The following is an 18,490-nucleotide window of genomic DNA, read 5'->3' as shown; positions in this document are numbered from 1 at the left end:
TTTAGAATGAATTGGCTTTTCAGTTTGGTTTTTGCTTGTTTAGGAACGGTTTTAACGCTGGGTGTGTTGGATATTTTTCAAACTGAAAAAGACCAGCAACAGACCGAAAAGCTGGACCAGTTGAGTGAAGATTTTGGTCGTCAACTGGAAACGGTTACTTTGGGTTATCAAGGTTTCGGTGCTTTACGAACTTTGGGGCTGGCGGATCATCATATCAAGCAGCAGGTGCAAAAGCGGGTGCCTGAAAACTCCGATCAAACCATAGAGCATCTTGAAGTCATTCGCGATATGTTTTTAGCGCAAGGCGCCTATGCGATTGACAGCATGGGGATGATTGTTGCGCAGCAAAGCATTAAGGGCAAGGGGCGAACTGGTTACCGGGTTGATTTTAGACCCTATTTTAAACAAGCTATTCAAGGTTCTATTAGCATTTATCCAGCGGTTGGGAGTAAATCCAACACGCGTGGCATTTATTATGCAGCCCCCATCTATCAAACAACCTCGCATACTTCAGCTGTTTTAGGGGTTGTTATGATTAAGCAAGGTGTTGGTTTTATCGATAGCTTGTTAAAGTCTTATCAACGCGGTGAGGCATTTCTCTTATCACCACAAGGCATTGTTTTTAGTGCCACAAATTTACAATATCTGTATCACCTTTCAAGTGAGGTCACGCCAGAACAAGTTGATGCCATTAAAAAATTAAAACAATTTGGTAACTATTTTGATAAGAATAAAATTGCCTATTTGCCTTTTTCCTGGGCTCCCAATCCAAATCTTCAAGCAGAGCAAAGTCATGCATTTACCCAAAGTATTTTGTGGGGTGAGCAGATGTATCTAGCCAAAAGCCAAACGGTGGATTTGGCGGACGTGAATGGTGCTTGGCATTTGTTGATGTTAGAGCCGCAAGGTCAATTTGTGAGTGCTAAGGCTAGAGCAATCATTCTTGCGATTGCCTTTGTAATCTTTGGTTTACTGGGTTGGTTGGCAACTTGGCAATATCAACAATTCCGTCAGCAAAAAGAAGTGCGTCATCGTCTAAGCATGCTAAGCAGTGCGATTGTGAACAGCCCGACGGGCGTTATGATGACCGATAGCCAGCAAAACATAAGATGGGTAAATGCAGCTTTAGAACGCATCACGGGTTATTCTGCAGACAGATTGATTGGTAAAAAACCTTCGGTGTTGAGTAGTGATTTAACTGATGTAGACATTCGTAAGGATTTAAAAAACAGTTTAAGGTCTGGACAAACTTGGCGCGGGCAACTGGTTGATCGTCGTCAGGATGACTCGGCATTTTGGGCAGACCTAACGATTTCGCCGGTTTTTGACGACCAAAAATCTTTAACCGGCTATGTGTCTTTAATGCAAGATGAAACGGAAAAGCATTTTGCTGCCCTGAAATTAGAATCCGAATTACGTTTGGTGGATGCTAACGCCCGATTTTTGTCGGCCATCAAATCAAGTGAGTCGCCTTTTAGTTTGGCGGAGTTGGCACTGGCAGAAATTATGCTGTTCTTAGAAGTTCCTTTAGCCAGTATTTACAGTATTTTGCCCAACGACGGCTTGCAGGTTTTGTCAAATGTGGGGGCACAATCTGCGTCACATCTGCTGTCATCTGACAAGCAAATGTTAATTCAAAAAATTATGACCAAAGAAGTGCCTGTGGATGTCCATAATCCTTGGAGCGTTGAATCGGCTCACTTATCTGAGCAGCATGCCTCACTTAAAAGTGCTTTGTTATTGCCGATTGCTTATGGTGAAAGTTCTTGTGGTGTTTTGGAATTGGGACTGTCAGACCCTTTGAATGATGAGCAACGAGAATATTTAAAGAATGTCATTAGAGAGCTGTCAATCGCTTTACGTTTTTCGATTGATTTGTTGGTGCGCAAACAAGTGGAAGAGTTGGCGATTGAAACAGAGTTGCGAATGCGCCTTTTAATTGAGGCAGTGGATGATGGTATTTTAGGGGTAGATGAGCAGGGCATGATTACCTTTGCCAATCCTGCCGCCACCACTTTGTTGGGTTATGAATCTGTGGAGGTTTTAATTGGCAAGCAGGTCGCAGACGCTCTTTTTGGCAAAGATACTCAGGCCATGTTGGAGGTTGGGGTGACTCATGCCTTGGTATATGGCGAAAAACGCACCGCACAAATTACCCTTGCGCGCCAATCGGGTGAAAAGTTTGTGGCCGAAATTGAGTCTATTCCCATGAAAACCGACAAGGGTTGGGATGGGATTGTTATTGTCTTTAAGGACATCAGTGAAAAACAGCGTATTCAACAGCAGATTGAAGCGCAGATGGAAGAATTGACACGCTTTACCGATGTTGCCGTTGGGCGTGAGTTGAAAATGATTGAACTTAAACAACAAATTAATGCGCTGTTAGTGGCATCAGGTAAAGAGGCTTTGTATGACATCGCAGAATAGTGCCCATCAACCCTCTTCTATTTTAGACAGTCTAAAGCAAAGCACCTCAATCGTTTCTGCAGGTTTAGTGGTGTTTTTGATGCTTATTTTGGCATTGGTGTTTTTTCAAAACAAATTAGAGGCAACCAGTCATCAACAATTTCGATCGGTGATGTTGGCCTTAGAGCTTAAAGAGTCTTCTGCCAAACTCACTAACTTTGCCAGAAGTTACGTCATCACCCATAACGAACTCTATAAAAAACGCTATTGGGACATCGTCAATATGCGTCAGGGGTTGGTTGCATCTGAGGTATTAGATGATAATCGATTGCACCAATTGGCGACGGCAGGGTTACTGCCCGAACGAGGCGATTTGGTTTCCAGTCAAGAATGGTTTGAATATTTTCAGTTAAAGCCGAATGAACTGGCTTTAATTGCAGAGGCCGAAAGATTGTCCATGACCCTTGTAACGCTAGAGGAAAAAGCCATGGATTTAACGGCACAAGGCAAATTGCCGGATGTGTCTGAAGGAACACTGCCGATTGACCTTTTATTCAGCGCTCTTTATATGGATGAACTGCAAAAAATCCAAAACAATATTGATCAGTTTATTGCTGCCGTGAATCAACGAACCGACACTGAAAAAATGCTTTACCAATACTGGGTTTGGGCAATGTCAGGGATTTTATTGCTCCAAATTTTAGTGTTTTCCAGTTACATCTTACTTTATTCGAATCGCTTACTTAGAACGCGTTTGATGATGCCCATCGCTCAACTATTGGCGTTTACCCAAGCGTTGGCTCAAGGGAAAAAGTCAAACGAACCCCTTGAGTTGGTCGATTTTGAAATGCGAGAACTTTATGACGGACTGGTTCAGATTCAGTTAGCGCAACAAAAAATGGATGAATATAACCACTTTAACCAACAGATGATGGCAGCGTTACCATTTGGTCTTTTGCTGATTAATAAAGAGGGCTGTATTGAATTTGCTAACCCTGCGGCCAAGTCTTTGCTTGAGGTTGCCAATGTTGATCTCCTCAATCATTCGATAGCGCGTTTTTTACCGGAACTCACGGACTTATCTGATTTTTCGGTGCTTAAAATGCCAGCTCAAACCTCGCAAGAAAGACGCTTTATGGCGGAGGTTTCCTGTTGTTCAGTTTCTCAAAATCAGCAGCAAAGTTACTTGATGGTTTTAAGTGATATTGACGACAGAGCTCGGGCCGAACAACGCTTAAGATTTATTGAGTTTGTGGTTGATAAATCTCCTGATATTGTTTTTTGGGTTAACCCAAAATCGGGTTTGATTAGCTATGCCGACGAAACCGCTTATGAAGTTTTAGGGTATGAAAATGGGCAATTGTTGAACTTGCCGATTATTGAGATGGATTCTAGTCTGGATAATTTGCAGGGCATGATTATGCGCCTAGCCGATGAGGTCATTATTCATAAAGAAACCCATTTCTCTTGCGCAGACGGTTCAAAAGTTCCTGTTGATGTTTCTTATTTTTTTGCAGACTTTGGTGGGCGTCAAACGCTTATTTTAAGTGCGCGTGACATAAGAGAACGCTTATCTTTGCAAGACTTAATGCACAAGCAGATGCTTTCTTTGCAAGACGGTCGCAGAGCAACCACTAATATGTTGTTAGACTTAGAACAAGCCAAAAAAGAAGTTGAGCGTATTCATCGGCACACGCGAGAGTCGATTGAATATGCTTCTCTCATTCAAAAAGCATTGATTCCAGAGGATGACTTATTTCAAACGATGTTCAGCGACTATTTTTGTTTGTGGCAACCTAAAGACTTGGTGGGGGGCGATATTTATTTCTTTACCCAACTCAGACACGAAGATGAATGCCTATTGATGGTGATTGATTGTACAGGACACGGAGTGCCTGGCGCGTTTGTCACCATGTTGGTTAAAGCTGTTGAACAACAAATTGTGGCCAGTGTTAAGCATTTGCAAGGTGAAGTGCATCCTAAAGATGTTTTGGCACTTTTTAACCAAACGCTGAAACGTTTGCTCAAACAAGAAACCATTGACAGCATCAGTAATGCGGGCTTCGATGGCGCAATTTTATATTATGACCGCCAGCGAAAACTGTTGCGATTTGCGGGTGCCGAAACGGCATTGCATGTTTGGCAGGATAATGCCATGCAAGAAATCAAAGGCAATCGCCATTCAATTGGGTATAAGAAGTCGGATGCCAATTATGAGTTTACTGAACATGAAATATCTGTCAGTAAGGGTATGAAGTTTTATGTCACAACTGATGGTTATTTGGACCAAAATGGTGGGGCTAAAGGCTTTCCGTTCAGTCGTAAGCGCTATCTTCAAACGCTCAATGACTCAATGCATTTAACCATGATGGCGCAAAAACAACACTTGTTGACGGTGTTGGATGACTATCAAGGTGATGAAATTAGAAATGATGATGTGACGGTTATAGGGTTTACCATTTAGCAATGTTGCATGTTGTGAGCCAGTTTAGAATGACAAGTAGGGGGATTTACGACGTATGAATATACAATCCATTAAAGAGTTAACCGATAAAGAAGGGATTGTGTTTTTAGCCTATACCGGCTTTTTATCACAATCACTGATTTCAGCGATGATGACTTCTTTGGAACAAGAAACTGATTATGGCGGATTAAACTTAGGCGTTTCAGCGCATATCTATACGATTTTTATAGAGATGGCGCAGAATATGATGAATTACTCAAGAGATTTAACAGCTCTCGATAACTCCAGAAAGCCTGAGGGCATAATTTTGGTTGGAAAACGCCTGCCTGAGTATTATTATGTAGAAAGTCAAAATGTTGTCGATGTCAGCGACATGGAAAAAATGGAACCTAAACTGGCCGAATTGCAGGGTATGAGTAATGATGAAATCAAAAAACGCTATCGTGAATTGCGCAAAAGTGGTCGCGATAAACATGATGTTGGCGGCGGTATAGGGTTTTATGAAATTGCGAAACGCTGTGAACGGCTAGAGTACTCGTTTTCTCCCGCTGAAAATAATAAGTATTTTTTTAATTTAAAAGCCATAGTGCCTATGAAGAAGGGTGATTGATTGCCATGAATGAATTGTTAATAGAAGAAACACAATATACCCCAAGCATTAAGATGAGTCCTGAGGGGCAGATAGAGATTAAAGGCAAGTCTTACCCAGAAAACACCTTTGAGTTTTACAAGCCTGTAATGGTTTGGTTGACCGATTATTTCGTACAAGACAGCGTGCCATCTCTAAAGGTTAAATTTGAAATTACCTACTTTAACTCCAGTAGTTCAAAGTTGTTTTTTGATTTCTTTGATTTACTCAACGAACACAAAGATTCGGTCGGTATTACCATTGACTGGTGTTATGACGAAGAAAACGAAAGTGCCATGGAAGCTGGCGAAGATTTTATTGATGATTTTCCTGACCTGAGCATCAAGCTAGTGACCGTTTAATTTCAGAAGAGTTGAATCATGAGTGATGATAATCAAAATCCATTGATTGCGGAGATAGAGGCTCTTAAAAAAGAGTTTCTAGCCATGTCTGAAAAAATGATTAAAGACATCCATCGTAACGATAAGATTATGGCTCGCAGCGATAAACGCCAAAAGCAAGAATATGATGAGCTTCAAGCTCGTTTTGCTGAAGTAAAGGCGCTCCAACAAGAAATAGAAGAAACTCAAAAAGAAGTGGTCTTTACCATGGGGGCCATAGGTGAAAGTCGTAGTAAAGAAACCGGCAACCATGTAAAGCGGGTGGCAGAATATTCTTACTTATTGGCCAAATACTACGGTATGGATGAAAAAGAAGCGGAAATGCTGAAACAGGCCAGTCCGATGCACGATATTGGTAAAGTTGCGATTGCGGATGCGATTTTAAACAAACCTGGGCGCTTTAACGATGAAGAGTATGAAATTATGAAATCGCATGCGCAACTCAGTTATGAAATGCTTAAACATTCGCAACGTCCACTGTTAAAAATGGCTGCGACTCTGGCGTACGAACATCATGAAAAATATAACGGCACAGGCTATCCGAGAGGTTTAGCCGGTGAAGACATTCATATCTACGGCAGAATTACCGCCATAGCGGATGTGTTCGATGCCTTAGGCAGTGACCGTTGTTACAAAAAAGCTTGGGAAGATGAAAAAATTTTCAAACTGTTTCGTGAGGAGCGTGGACAGCATTTTGATCCGCAATTGGTCGATATCTTCTTTGAACATCTAGATGAGTTTTTAGCCATTCGAGATCGTTTGCGAGATGAGATTCATTGAGACCTTTGCACGAGTAAAGCCATTTAAAAAGCCGCTAAAAATAGCGGCTTTTTATATAGAGGTCTAATGTTTTACAAACTTTGCAGTCGTTCAAGTGCCTCATCAAATTCAAAGTCATTAATCGTCTGTTTTAAGTACTCAAAATCTTCAAGTGTAACTGCGTTTTGAATGCTGGTTTGATGCGTTTCGAAATACTCAAAGGTTTCACCGCTAAAATCTTCACACATCTGAATTAGCTGGCTTTTGATCGTCGACCAAGGGGTTTCATTCATCTGAGCAGTTTGAGTATCTTGTGCAAAATGTTCTGTCAGTTGACTAATCATCTCGCCATAGGCCGTCACTAGATTTTCTGGGATTTGAATGTCTTGGGTGTTTTGATTGGCTAACAATCCGTTTTCTAATGCCCCGAAATCGGCACTGATGGCTTGCATGCCCAAAGTTGCGGTTAAACCTTTAAGCATATGGGCGTGTCGTATACTACCGGCAAGGTCGTCTTTGGCCATTAAATCGGTCAAGTCCGCCAATGCATGCGCATAATCTTGGCTAAAGCGCTTTAAGTTGCGGCTCAATAAATTTTCAGAGCCATTGAAAAAGGTCAGAGCTTCATCGATATTGATGCCGCTGAAATTGCTGAGGTCGATGATTATTGATGTCTCTAGGGCACTGGATGTGTTTTGTAAAGGGGCGCTTTGCTGGCGTTCTGTATTGATTTTGACCCATTTGGTCAAGGTTTTATAAAGGGATTGAGGATGTATCGGTTTACCCACATAATCAATCATGCCGGCATCTGAAAATTCGCTTTCACGGTCGGCAAAGGTGTTGGCGGTCATCGCGATGACCGGCAGTTGTTCAAAGGTTGGATTGCCTTTGATATGTTTAGTAGCGACAAAACCATCCATTACTGGCATTTGGCAATCCATCAAAACGGCATCAAAATCGGCATCTTGAGCAAGAATATCCAGGGCTTCTTGCCCATGATTGGCGATGACAATCTGCACGCCAATATGCGCCAGCAGTTCGGCAGCTAACTCTTGGTTCATGGTGTTGTCCTCAACTAATAAGAGTCGAGCACCAGATAGAGATAAGATAGCCGTTTCTAATTGAGCGGTTTCAGAGGCATCCGCCATGAGCTTTTGTAAGTCTGCCTCAGTTTGGCGTGCGAATTGCGCATGAAAGTGAAAGGTTGAGCCTTTTCCAGCTTCACTTTCAACCCAAATTTTACCCTGCATCAATTCAACCAGTGTTTTGGAAATGGCTAACCCAAGTCCTGTGCCGCCATATTTTCGGGTAGTGGACGTATCCGCTTGGCTGAAAGACTTAAAAAGTTTGGCGCATTGCTCTGGTGTCATGCCGATACCAGAATCCTGTACCGCAAAGTGGAGCATGACACTGTCCGCAGTAGACTCTACTAAGTCGATGCTAAGTGTGACTTGACCTTGGTCGGTAAACTTGATGGCGTTGCTGCCAAGATTGAGCAATATTTGCCCCAAGCGAAGAGGGTCGCCCATTAAGTCTTTGGGGACATTGGGCGCAACCTCAAACACAATCGCAAGATTTTTCTCTTCAGCCTTGACGCCAATGATGGTTGAAAAGTGTTCCAGTGCTTCTTCTAAATTCAGTGGGATGCTTTCCATGGAGAGTTTGCCCGCTTCAATTTTTGAGAAGTCGAGAATGTCATTAATAATGCCCAGCAAATTTTCACCGGCTTTATGGACTTTAGAAACATAATTACGTTGTTTGGGGTCAAGGTTGGTTTGCAGAGCTAAGTAGGCCATGCCGATAATGGCATTCATGGGCGTGCGAATTTCATGGCTCATATTGGCCAAAAACTCAGATTTGGCTTTGGTGGCTTCTTCCGCTTTGAGCAGGGCAGCGTTTAATTCTAGGGTGCGCTCTTCAACTTTTTTCTCGAGTTGTTGGTTGGCTTGTTGGAGTTCGGCGTGCAGCGCTTCGATTTCGGTGAGGCGCTGTTGAAGTTCATCATATTCGCGTTTTTGGCGTTTATCACTGCGCGCCATAATTTTGTCATGGCGGTGAATGTCTTTACTGAGTTTGCTGGTTAGGGCTTCAAAATTTGTTTGCAGCGTTCGAATTTCTGCAATCAATGGATTTTCTTGGCTCATGGTTTTAGGTTTCCTTTCCAGACAAAAGTAAATTTTGGGTGGTTAAATGAAGTGCTTCATTTACAAGCCAAGTTTTTCTATCTTTTCAAGCAGAGTTTGCGGTTTAAAAGGTTTAACCAAAAAGTCAGATACCCCAAGTTTAATCGCTGCTTGGACAGTGGTCATTTTTCGATCAGCGGTTAACATCATCACTTTAGGTTTAGTGGTAATGTTCAATTTTTGCAGTTGTTCTAAGACCTCTAAACCTTCCATGCCCGGCATATTGTTGTCCAGTAGCATGACATCGAATTCTTTTTCTTGTAAGAGCTTTAAGGCCTTTTCACCGCTAGTAGCGATGGTAATGTTTTTCCAGCCAAGGTCAGTCAAAATAGAGTAAATGATTTTGCACATTTGCGGCATGTCATCCACAATTAAAAATTTTAAACTCGAATTCATAAAGCTGCGTCTTTCTCAGTATTAAATAACGTTAATAATGATACTTCAAAATGCTTTGTTTTAGAAACTGAATCCAGTAAATCAGTAGTAATGGTAAGGGTATAGTTGTATAAGAAGCTGAAAAATATGCAATTTTCAGCATATTTGATGAGCCAAAATATGATACATTAGCGAAATCTTATATTAGCTTGGCACAACGGTGTGGCAGCATTATTTTTAAATTAATTTGAGCTTGTTAAGGAGCTTAGTGCCATGTTGTCTATTGAAGTGGGTCAACGTCAGACCTATATTGAAAATTTGTGTTTTATTATCCCTCTAAAGCCACTGCGTGCAACGCCAAAAGTGAACTTTTACAGCGTCGAAGGGGTGTTGGAAGGTTTGTCTGGAATTGACTTGGTAATTCATGAGCCAGGCGGGAAAAGTCCTTTAATTGCAGGCAACGATACCTGGTTTTGGTATATGCATACCGACCAAGAAGACAAATTGGTGGTGCATCAAGGTAAGCGTTTGGTGGAGTTGTATTCTAAAGCGCATGGTCAGATTGAAAAGTTTGAAGTGTCGCAACAAGGCATTAAGCACAATGGTGAAACCATTTATGAAGGTGCGGCTATTTTAGGCTGGGGTATTCATGTTTTCCATCGTGTGCATTCGCCAGAAGGCAGTTTGTCTACCAACTATGCAAGCCGTTTGAATACGTTTGATATTAATACCAACTTTAATATCTACGAATTAAATACCCAAACGGGTGATTATACGGTTGCCAGAATTGGCGCATTAGACCAGCCAAAATAAAGTCTAAATTAATCTAAATATGGGTTAATAAACCAAAAAAGGCGCTAAATCTAACCAGGCCTGGTTAAATTTAGCGCCTTTTTGCGTTTAAAAGCCCTTTTTTTAGTTGCCTGCGTTTATCTCTGCCTGCTTTTGTTTTTCTTGGCGATACATCACATAACCGGCGATGGCCACTGCCAAGCTCACCAGCACAACAATCAGGGTGGCGAGTGCATTAATTTGCGGGCTTACGCCTAAGCGGACACTGGAATAGACCACCATGGGCAAGGTGGTTGAACCAGGGCCAGACACGAAACTGGCGACGACTAAATCATCTAGCGACAAGGTAAATGCCAGCAACCAACCCGCCACCAAGGCAGGCGCAATAATGGGTAGGGTAATGGCAAAAAAGACTTTGAGCGGTTTTGCACCTAAATCCATGGCGGCTTCTTCTAGGCTTTGATCTAAATGGGCAATGCGCGAACGCACCACCACGGTGACATAAGCCAGCGCAAAGGTGGTGTGTGCGAGGGCAATGGTGGTTTGTCCGCGGCCATCGGGCCAGCCAATAAAGTCACTCATCGCTACAAACAGCAGTAATAAGGCTAAGCCTAAAATCACATCGGGCATTACCATGGGGGCGGCGACCATAATTTCTAAAGCGGTTTTGCCTTTAAAGCGTTTAAATCTCACCAATGCCAAGGCGGCCATGGTCCCTAAAATCACCGCAAAGCTGGCGCTGATGGCGGCGATTTTTAAACTCAGGAGTGCGGCATCCAAAATGGCTTGGTTTTGCATGAGCTCGCCATACCATTTAGTACTCCAACCACCCCAAACGGTCACCAGTCGGCTTTCGTTAAAAGAGTAAATAATCAGACTTAAAATGGGGCCATATAAAAAGGCATACCCAAACACCAAGAGCGTCAAAAGCAGAGGAAAGCGATTTTTTTTCACAGTGATTTCTCCTCCTGACGCCGTTCATAGTGTTGCCACAGCACAAACGGAATGATTAAAACCGTGAGCAACACCACTGCCAAGGCAGATGCCACCGGCCAATCTTTGTTATTAAAAAACTCAGTCCACATGAGTTTACCTATCATCAAAGAGTTGGGGCCACCCAACAAATCTGGGATAACAAATTCACCCATCACAGGAATAAATACCAGCATTCCACCAGCAATAATGCCAGGCATCGATAGCGGTAGGGTAATGGTTAAAAACTGCTTCCAAGGTTTACAACCTAGGTCGGCCGCCGCTTCGAGTAAGGAGTCGTCCATGCGAATCAGCGTGGCATAGAGCGGCAAAATGACAAAGGGTAAATAGGAATAAACAATGCCCACATACACCGCAATTGGGGTGTAGAGCATTTCGATGGGTTGGTCGGTAATACCCAGCCACATTAAAAAGTTATTGATGAGGCCGTTATTTTTAAGAATGCCAATCCAGGCATACACCCGAATTAAAAAAGAAGTCCAAAACGGCAGGATAATGAGCATTAACAGTGGCAAACGCCAATGTTGCGGTGCTTTGGCAATGGCGTAGGCCATGGGGTAACCAATCAATAAAGCGATGAGGGTTGAAATACCGGCAATGGTGACCGAGTTTTCGAGTGCGGTGCGGTACAGCGGGTCTTCAAATAAAATCGCATAGTTGCCAAAGTTGATTGCCAGGGTCACTAAGCCGTCTTCAATGTCGCGGATAAACGGCATATAGGGCGGCTGCATCAGCGCCGCTTCAGAGAGGCTGATTTTTAAAACGAATAAAAACGGCAGTGCAAAAAACAGTGCCAACCAAAACCAGGGCGTACCTATGAGTGCGAGTTTGCCCCAGGGCTTGTTTTTAAGTGATAGAGTAACTGCCGACATATTATTCAACCAACAAGCTGCAGGCGTTGGCTTGCCAGCTGATATTAACTTGATCGTCCCAGTTTAAGGGTTGTTCGGCAAGGGCTTGCACGTTTGATTGGGTAAATTGCACCCGTTTACCGCTGGGCAAGTCCACATGATAAATAGACACATCGCCTAAATAGGCAATCTCTTTGATAACCCCTTGCAGTTGGTTAGGTGCATGGGGGGCAAGCGTTTTGTCCAGCTCTGAGCTTAGGCGCACTTTTTCGGGGCGCACGGCAACAGTGACATCCATACCGCTCACCAGTGGCTGAGAGTGTTGCACACTGATTTGAGTGCCGGCTTCTTCGCAATCAATCAATACCAAATTATCTTCTTGCGAAATCACGGTGCCTGCAAACAGGTTAATGGATCCAATAAATTCGGCACTGTAACGCGAAGACGGATATTCATACAAGCGACGCGGACTGTCGACCTGCATAACACGCCCTTCGTTCATCAGCGCAATACGCGAAGACATGGTCATGGCTTCTTCTTGGTCGTGGGTGACCACGATAAAGGTAATGCCGAGGCGTTCTTGGATATTGACCAGTTCAAACTGGGTTTGTTCACGCAGGCGTTTATCGAGTGCGCCGAGCGGTTCGTCGAGCAATAAAATTTTGGGGTGTTTGGCTAAAGAGCGTGCCAAAGCAACGCGCTGTTTTTGTCCACCTGACAGTTGATGGGGTTTGCGATTGGCGAGTTTTTCAATTTGCACCAAGGCCATCATTTCGCGCACCCGCTCTTGGCGCAAAGCTTTGGGCATGGATTCTTGCTTAAGACCAAATGCAATATTGTCGGCAACGGTCATGTGCGGAAACAACGCATAGGACTGCAGCATAATGTTAAGTGGGCGTTCATAAGGCGGTAAATCGGTCACATCTTGACCATCCAAATAAATGCGACCGGTGGTCGGTTTTTCAAAGCCAGCCAGCATGCGAAGTAAGGTGGTTTTGCCGCAACCAGAACCGCCAAGCAGTGAAAAAAACTCACCTTGGTAAATTTTTAAACTGACATCATCCACCGCATACACATTACCAAAGGTTTTGGTGACCTTGTCAATGTGAACAATCGGATCATTTTCTGACGATTGAATCTCGGCAAAGGGGGTTGCGTCGTTAAAAGGTGCATCTGTCATGTGGATTGTTCACTTGTAGAAAAGTTTAAGAGGTCAAAATTTTACTCAATTTTGACTGCTATGAAAAGACAGTTTGACTGAGTCGTTATGGCAACGACTCAGATAAGCAGGTTGGCTGGCGATTATTGGCCAGTTTTAATGCGTGTCCAAGCACGGTTTAAATTACGCGCTTGTTTGTCAGAAGGGGCTTTTAACACCATGAAATGTTCACGGGTTGCGTCTGAGGGATAGATACCTGGGTCATTGCGAATGCTTTCATCAACTAAAGGCAAGGCTTTGGCATTGGCGTTGGCATAGGCCACAAAGTTAGAGATAGGGGCAATCACTTCAGGTTGTAATAAATAGTTGATAAACTGTAAAGCGGCTTTAGGATTTGGCGCATCTTTTGGAATAACCATGGTATCTGTCCAAACGACCGCACCTTCTTTAGGCACTAAATAAGCGATTTCGACACCATTTTTGGCTTCATCAGCACGATCTCTGGCTTGTAAAATATCGCCAGAATAGCCTTGTGCGACACAGGTATCCCCATTGGCTAGGTCGTTGATGTATTGCGAAGAATGGAAGTAACGGATATTGGGGCGAATCGCCATCAAGGTTTCCGTGGCTTTTTCAATGTTGGCTTTGCTGAAATCATCGGTAGGTTCACCCTTGTAGGCGTGAGCGGCAGCAAAAACCTCTGTTGCATCATCCATTAAAGAAACGCCACAAGTAGACAGTTTAGCGACAATTTTAGGGTCAAAAAACAACGCCCAAGTGTCTAAAGGCATGTCATCGCCTAAAATGGCTTTCACTTTTTTGACATTAATCCCAATCCCAGTAGTTCCCCACATATAAGGCACCGCATAGGCATTGCCTGGGTCGATGTCCGTGAGCGATTTTAAAATCACTGGGTCAAGGTTGCCGTAATTTGATAATTTTGATTTATCGATTTTTTGGTAAATGCCAGCCTTAATATGGCGCTCAACAAATGGGCGCGCCGTTGGGAAGGCTAGGTCATAACCACTTTGACCGGCTAATAATTTGGCTTCTAGCACTTCGTTTGAGTCGTACACATCATAAATGACCTTGATACCGGTTTTGTCTTCAAAGTTTTTTAAGGTGTCTTCAGCAATATAATCTGACCAGTTATAAACATGGAGTTCTTCTTGCGCTTGCGCTTGTAAAGTCACGCTCAATGCAAGGGCGGCTGTTAACGTTTTTAAAGGGGAAAGCCAATTTTTCATGGTGATATCTCATAAAAATTTTGAAAAAATAAGTGTCAAGCGTACCCATCTTCGGGATGACTCGTAGCCTCAGATTTTAGCGAATTTTTGAAATTTTCAAACATTAATTTTTGAGGGTGTTTTAAAGAGTGTGCAGGGCGGACTTTAATTGACTAAGTGCTTGTTGTAATTGACTTTTTGGTAGCGCAATATTCATACGCATAAATCCTCTGCCTGCCTCGCCAAAGTTGATGCCACTGCCTAAACCCAATTTGGCCTTAAAAATTAACCAGGCCTGGAGGTCTTCTTGGGCATTAAAGAGCGCAGAAAAGTCGATCCAGATTAAATAAGTAGCCTGCGGACGCATCACTTTGACTTGCGGAGCCTGTTCAGCAAAAAAATCGAGCACCGTTTGAATATTGTTATTCAAATAGGTCACCAGTTGCTTTTTGTACTCGCGGCCTAAGTCAGAATAGGCAGCTTGTAAGGCCACGGCGCCCATGACATTGAGGTCTTGGATTTTTAGGCGTTGACTCACGCGCTCAAACGCTTTTTTTAAAACCGGGTTAGCGATGATGGCATAGCCAATTTGCAAGCCGCCTAGGTTAAAGGTTTTGCCGGGCGAGCTGAGCGTGACGGTGTTTTGGGCGATGTCTGGCGATAAACTGGCCAACGGGACATGTTTAAAGGGTGGATAAACTAGGTCTGAGTGAATTTCATCAGACACGATAATGACTTGATGTTTGATACAAATCTGCCCTAATTTAAGCAATTCATCTGGTTGCCAAACTCGCCCCGAGGGATTTTGCGGATGGCTAAATAAAAATAGTTTGATGTGATGGCGTTGAATTTGGCTTTCAAAGGCGGCAAAGTCGATGTGATATTGACCCTTTTCTAACACCAAAGGTGATTCTATGCAGCGGCGGTCATTGAGTTCAGGGGCTTTTAAAAAAGGCGGGTAAATGGGAGGCTGAACCAAAATGGCGTCACCCACCTGGGTGAAGGCTTGCACCGCAAGGTGAAAACCATTGGCGACATTATGGGTCCAACAAATCTGTGACGCCTCTAGGTGATAATCCTGTTGCGCCTGCCAGTCGATGACGGCTTGGTATAAAGCCTCCGACATCAGCGTATATCCCAAGAGAGGATGCTCTAAACGATTTTTGAGCGCCTCAATGATAAAGTCAGGGGTCGCAAAATCCATGTCAGCCACCCACAGGGGAATGACATCTGTTGTGCCAAACACCGCTTGGCGGGCATCATATTTTTCAGCGTCGGTGCCGCTTCTGTCCCAAACCCGATCAAAGTCAAAAATGACTGCAGGGCTTGGCATTAGGCTTTCTTTTTCCACAGAGTGAACTCAGACAATTCGTAGTCAAAGTGGCGTTGGTTGTGGCGCTTGATCAATGGCAAAGACAAAGGGGCGTTGACCAATTCAAAATGCCCCTGTAACAACTCGGTGATACCCTCTAGGCTGGTGACATTCTCACCCGAATGTGCATCTTTATAGCCGCCCAACCAATTGGCTTGATGTTTATCAGGCCATTGATAGGTACTGCCAATCAACAATAAACCGCCGGCATTTAAACGCTCGTGGCATTGTTTCAAAAACGCTTGCGGATTGGCCATGGTTTCTAGATGATTGGCCGATACAATTAGGTCATAGCCAATAAATATGTCTTTTAAGTTAGCGGCGTCCTGTTGTAAAAACTGCACCTGGTGTGCACATTCTGCCAGCCCTAAAGCGGCTAAACTTTGCTCTTTAAAATCGACAATCTCGCCTTCTAACGGTAAGGTGTAATGCACGCTTCCGGTTTCTTGGAGTTGGTTTGCCACTTGAATAAAGCGCGCTGAAAAATCCAATGCAGTGACGGATGCCCCAGTTTTAGCCAATTCAAACGCGGCACGCCCGACAGAACAGCCCACTTCCAATATCTTTAAATCGGATTTGCTCTCCAAATTTGCATCCGCTTGAATGGCCTGTTGTGCCAAGTGCGCATAGGCTTGTTGAAAATTACCGATGCCTAAAACGCTCTCGCCATAATGAGCTTCGCAGGCTTGGATAATATCAGCATCGGTTTCATAAACCGCAAATTCAGTTTGCACCGGGGTTGCAGATTCCACATAACGAAATCCCGCGTGTTGAAAAAAGTGACGACGAAACGCATAACGCGAATGGCCATTGATTTCATTGCCGCTGGAAATCCAACTGCCACCTTTGAAAATATTGTGTTTATTATCAAAGGTCGGGGTGGTGAAATCGTCATACAAAGGATGCACTTTAAAACCATCAAACGGATAAATGGGGGTTTGTGTCCATTGCCACACATTACCAACCACATCATAAAACTCGCCCGTTTTAAATTGGGTAACGGGGGTGGAGGAGGCAAAGTGTTGCAAGTTTACATTGGCTTGAGCAATGGATTTTTGCGCTTGAGTAAAATCAGCTAAGCGCAGATATTCGTCTTCACTGGGCAGACGAATCGGCAAGCCGGTTTGCAAGGCTTTCCAACGACAAAAGGCTTCTGCTTCTAAAAAGTTCACCTCAACTGGCCAATCCCACGGCATGGCAATTTCTTCGGTCATGCAGCGCAATGACCAGGCCTTTATGCCCTTTAGGGTATGGTTGTTTTTAACCCAAAAAGTCGGATGTTTGACCGGCGAAAATAAACGCCAACGGTTGCCTTCGTCCGACCAATAATCGGGAGTGTCATAGCCGCCGGCTTCCACAAACTCAAGATATTCTTGATTACTTACTAAAAATTGCGAGGCTTTAAATTCAGCAACATCGGCTTGATGGTGACCATATTCATTGTCCCAACCGTAGCTTTGAGCGGGGTCTTGATGGTCAATTTTAACCAGGCCTGCCGGCACGCTGAGGCATTGATTGCTGGGTGCCGTGCCGTTTTGTGGGCAAACTGGATATAAAGGACTGGATTTCACAGAACTGATGGGCAGTTGGCGAATCAACACGGAGGAGGTTTCAAGGTGAATGCGCTCGTGTTCAATGCCCATCATAATTGGCCACATAGGGCTTTGCCAATCAATCGGCAAGCTAAATTCAACGGTATCAATCAATTGGTTAACGGCAGCTTGCACTGCTTTACGATAGTTGCGCACTTCGGTCACGCTAGGCCAATCGTAGTGGGCGTCATTCAGGTCATCCCATGACATTTCATCAACGCCTATTGCGCAAGTCGATTCAATTTTAGGGTTGATACGCTTGGGCAAAAGTTTAGCCAAAATCAACTTATTGGTGAAGAAGGTAGCGGTGTGACCAAAATAAAATATCAGCGGATGACGTAATGAACAGGGGCGCTCATAAAAGGCAGCATCACTGGCGAGGGTTTCAAACAAACTCTCGTAAGTGGTATAGGTCTGGTTAAAGTAGGCTTTTATTTCCGCACGCTTGGCTGCTACGGTTCCTTGATTCAGATTGACAGGTTTTGCGGGTAAATCTTCTCGGCGAATCATCTTCTCTCCAGGTCACTAAATGGTCTTGTATAACTATTGTATATTATGTGTCGAGTTTGCGCTAAGGTTTATTGAAACCTGTTTTAGATAAAGGATGCCGAGTATAGCCATGACGATGCCAGGGAAAATTAAGGTGATGTTGGGCAGTTCGCGATAGATCAGCGTGCCAATGATTCCGCCCACAATAAAGCTGATTAACAGGCAAATGAGCAAGTAGGGTTGCCAAGTCCAAGGCGCATGCGTTTTGAGCCATATGCCGGTGAACGCCGCTAGGTCAGTCACTATGCCCGTCATATGGGTGGTTCGAATTTGCAGCCCTCGGTAACTGGCAACTAAGGCATTTTGTAATCCACAGGCCATGGCGGCTAAAAATACTGAGAGTTCTGATTGCACATAACTAAACAAGGTGGCAATGGTTAGTAATAAGCTGACACATAATAAGGCATAACCATAAGAGCGATCTTGGTGATACTGACGATGTCCGATCATCCAACCCGACAGCATGGCGCCGATGAAAAAGCCCAATAAAATCATGCCAGCATTCAATAAATCACTGTATTCCAAATGGATGCTGGCATCACTGATGCGAGAGGCGATGCCCGTCATTTGGCTAACCGGCATGGCGAACTCTATGAGCATAGAGCTGTTGATATAGCCGGCAATAAAGGTCATTAAACTGCCCAAAACAAAAACGGGCATTTTAGGAAAGTCGATTTCTTTGGTGGGATAGGGCACTGATCGCCTCTTGAAAGTAAAACCCCGCTGTGAAAGCGGGGTTA

General features: G+C 43.8%; 15 protein-coding genes. 6 read left to right on the top strand and 9 right to left on the bottom strand.

Annotated features, from left to right (window positions below):
* Positions 1-6: 6 nt before the first annotated feature.
* Genes THMIRH_RS11185 through THMIRH_RS11165 form a run of 5 tightly spaced genes read left to right on the top strand, consistent with a single transcriptional unit; the run spans position 7 to position 6,679 of the window.
* On the top strand, positions 7-2,427 hold the full coding sequence (locus THMIRH_RS11185) for a PAS domain-containing protein (RefSeq protein WP_173292169.1): 2,421 nt from the start codon (positions 7-9) through the stop codon (positions 2,425-2,427).
* A complete protein-coding gene (locus THMIRH_RS11180; RefSeq protein ID WP_173292168.1) occupies positions 2,411-4,870 on the top strand; it encodes a SpoIIE family protein phosphatase in 2,460 nt (819 codons plus the stop codon). The genes THMIRH_RS11185 and THMIRH_RS11180 overlap by 17 nt, the downstream gene beginning before the upstream one ends.
* Positions 4,871-4,925: 55 nt before the next feature.
* Positions 4,926-5,480 carry a SiaB family protein kinase gene (locus THMIRH_RS11175; protein ID WP_173292167.1) on the top strand — a complete coding sequence of 185 codons (555 nt, stop codon included), beginning with the start codon at positions 4,926-4,928 and terminating at the stop codon, positions 5,478-5,480.
* A 5-nt stretch (positions 5,481-5,485) separates the two neighbouring features.
* On the top strand, positions 5,486-5,860 hold the full coding sequence (locus tag THMIRH_RS11170; RefSeq protein ID WP_173292166.1) for a DUF1987 domain-containing protein: 375 nt from the start codon (positions 5,486-5,488) through the stop codon (positions 5,858-5,860).
* Positions 5,861-5,878: 18 nt separating this feature from the next.
* Positions 5,879-6,679, top strand: a complete 801-nt coding sequence (locus THMIRH_RS11165) for an HD-GYP domain-containing protein (protein ID WP_173292165.1) — start codon at positions 5,879-5,881, stop codon at positions 6,677-6,679.
* Positions 6,680-6,750: 71 nt separating this feature from the next.
* Here THMIRH_RS11165 and THMIRH_RS11160 read toward each other — a convergent pair whose 3' ends face one another.
* The gene (locus THMIRH_RS11160) at positions 6,751-8,802 is read right to left on the bottom strand and encodes an ATP-binding protein (RefSeq protein WP_173292164.1); all 2,052 of its coding nucleotides are present in this window, start codon (positions 8,800-8,802) and stop codon (positions 6,751-6,753) included.
* Between the two features lie 60 nt (positions 8,803-8,862).
* Positions 8,863-9,237, bottom strand: a complete 375-nt coding sequence (locus tag THMIRH_RS11155) for a response regulator (protein WP_173292163.1) — start codon at positions 9,235-9,237, stop codon at positions 8,863-8,865.
* A 252-nt stretch (positions 9,238-9,489) separates the two neighbouring features.
* Between THMIRH_RS11155 and THMIRH_RS11150 the strand changes: the two genes are divergently transcribed.
* Positions 9,490-10,029, top strand: coding sequence for a hypothetical protein (locus THMIRH_RS11150; protein ID WP_173292162.1), 540 nt, complete (start codon positions 9,490-9,492; stop codon positions 10,027-10,029).
* A 102-nt stretch (positions 10,030-10,131) separates the two neighbouring features.
* On the opposite strand, the gene THMIRH_RS11145 is transcribed toward THMIRH_RS11150, so the two are convergent.
* The 7 genes from THMIRH_RS11145 to THMIRH_RS11115 form a co-directional block, all read right to left on the bottom strand.
* Entirely contained in the window at positions 10,132-10,962 is an 831-nt protein-coding gene (locus THMIRH_RS11145; protein ID WP_173292161.1) for an ABC transporter permease subunit, read from the bottom strand.
* On the bottom strand, positions 10,959-11,873 hold the full coding sequence (locus THMIRH_RS11140; RefSeq protein WP_173292160.1) for an ABC transporter permease subunit: 915 nt from the start codon (positions 11,871-11,873) through the stop codon (positions 10,959-10,961). Before THMIRH_RS11140 ends, THMIRH_RS11145 begins: the two co-directional genes overlap by 4 nt.
* A 1-nt stretch (position 11,874) precedes the next feature.
* The gene (locus tag THMIRH_RS11135; protein ID WP_173292159.1) at positions 11,875-13,032 is read right to left on the bottom strand and encodes an ABC transporter ATP-binding protein; all 1,158 of its coding nucleotides are present in this window, start codon (positions 13,030-13,032) and stop codon (positions 11,875-11,877) included.
* A gap of 122 nt (positions 13,033-13,154) precedes the next feature.
* On the bottom strand, positions 13,155-14,258 hold the full coding sequence (locus THMIRH_RS11130; RefSeq protein ID WP_173292158.1) for a polyamine ABC transporter substrate-binding protein: 1,104 nt from the start codon (positions 14,256-14,258) through the stop codon (positions 13,155-13,157).
* Positions 14,259-14,379: 121 nt separating this feature from the next.
* Positions 14,380-15,570 (bottom strand): MalY/PatB family protein, encoded by a 1,191-nt coding sequence (locus tag THMIRH_RS11125; protein ID WP_173292157.1) that lies wholly within the window; start codon positions 15,568-15,570, stop codon positions 14,380-14,382.
* Positions 15,570-17,711: a 5-histidylcysteine sulfoxide synthase gene (ovoA, locus tag THMIRH_RS11120; protein WP_173292156.1), complete on the bottom strand. Its 2,142-nt coding sequence runs from the start codon at positions 17,709-17,711 to the stop codon at positions 15,570-15,572. Before ovoA ends, THMIRH_RS11125 begins: the two co-directional genes overlap by 1 nt.
* Positions 17,712-17,744: 33 nt before the next feature.
* A complete protein-coding gene (locus THMIRH_RS11115) occupies positions 17,745-18,446 on the bottom strand; it encodes a YoaK family protein (RefSeq protein WP_173292155.1) in 702 nt (233 codons plus the stop codon).
* Between the last annotated feature and the right edge of the window lie 44 nt (positions 18,447-18,490).

This window comes from Thiosulfativibrio zosterae, assembly GCF_011398155.1.
In the GTDB taxonomy this organism is placed as follows: Bacteria; Pseudomonadota; Gammaproteobacteria; order Thiomicrospirales; family Thiomicrospiraceae; genus Thiosulfativibrio; species Thiosulfativibrio zosterae.
This window is presented reverse-complemented; position numbering and strand designations above follow the sequence as displayed.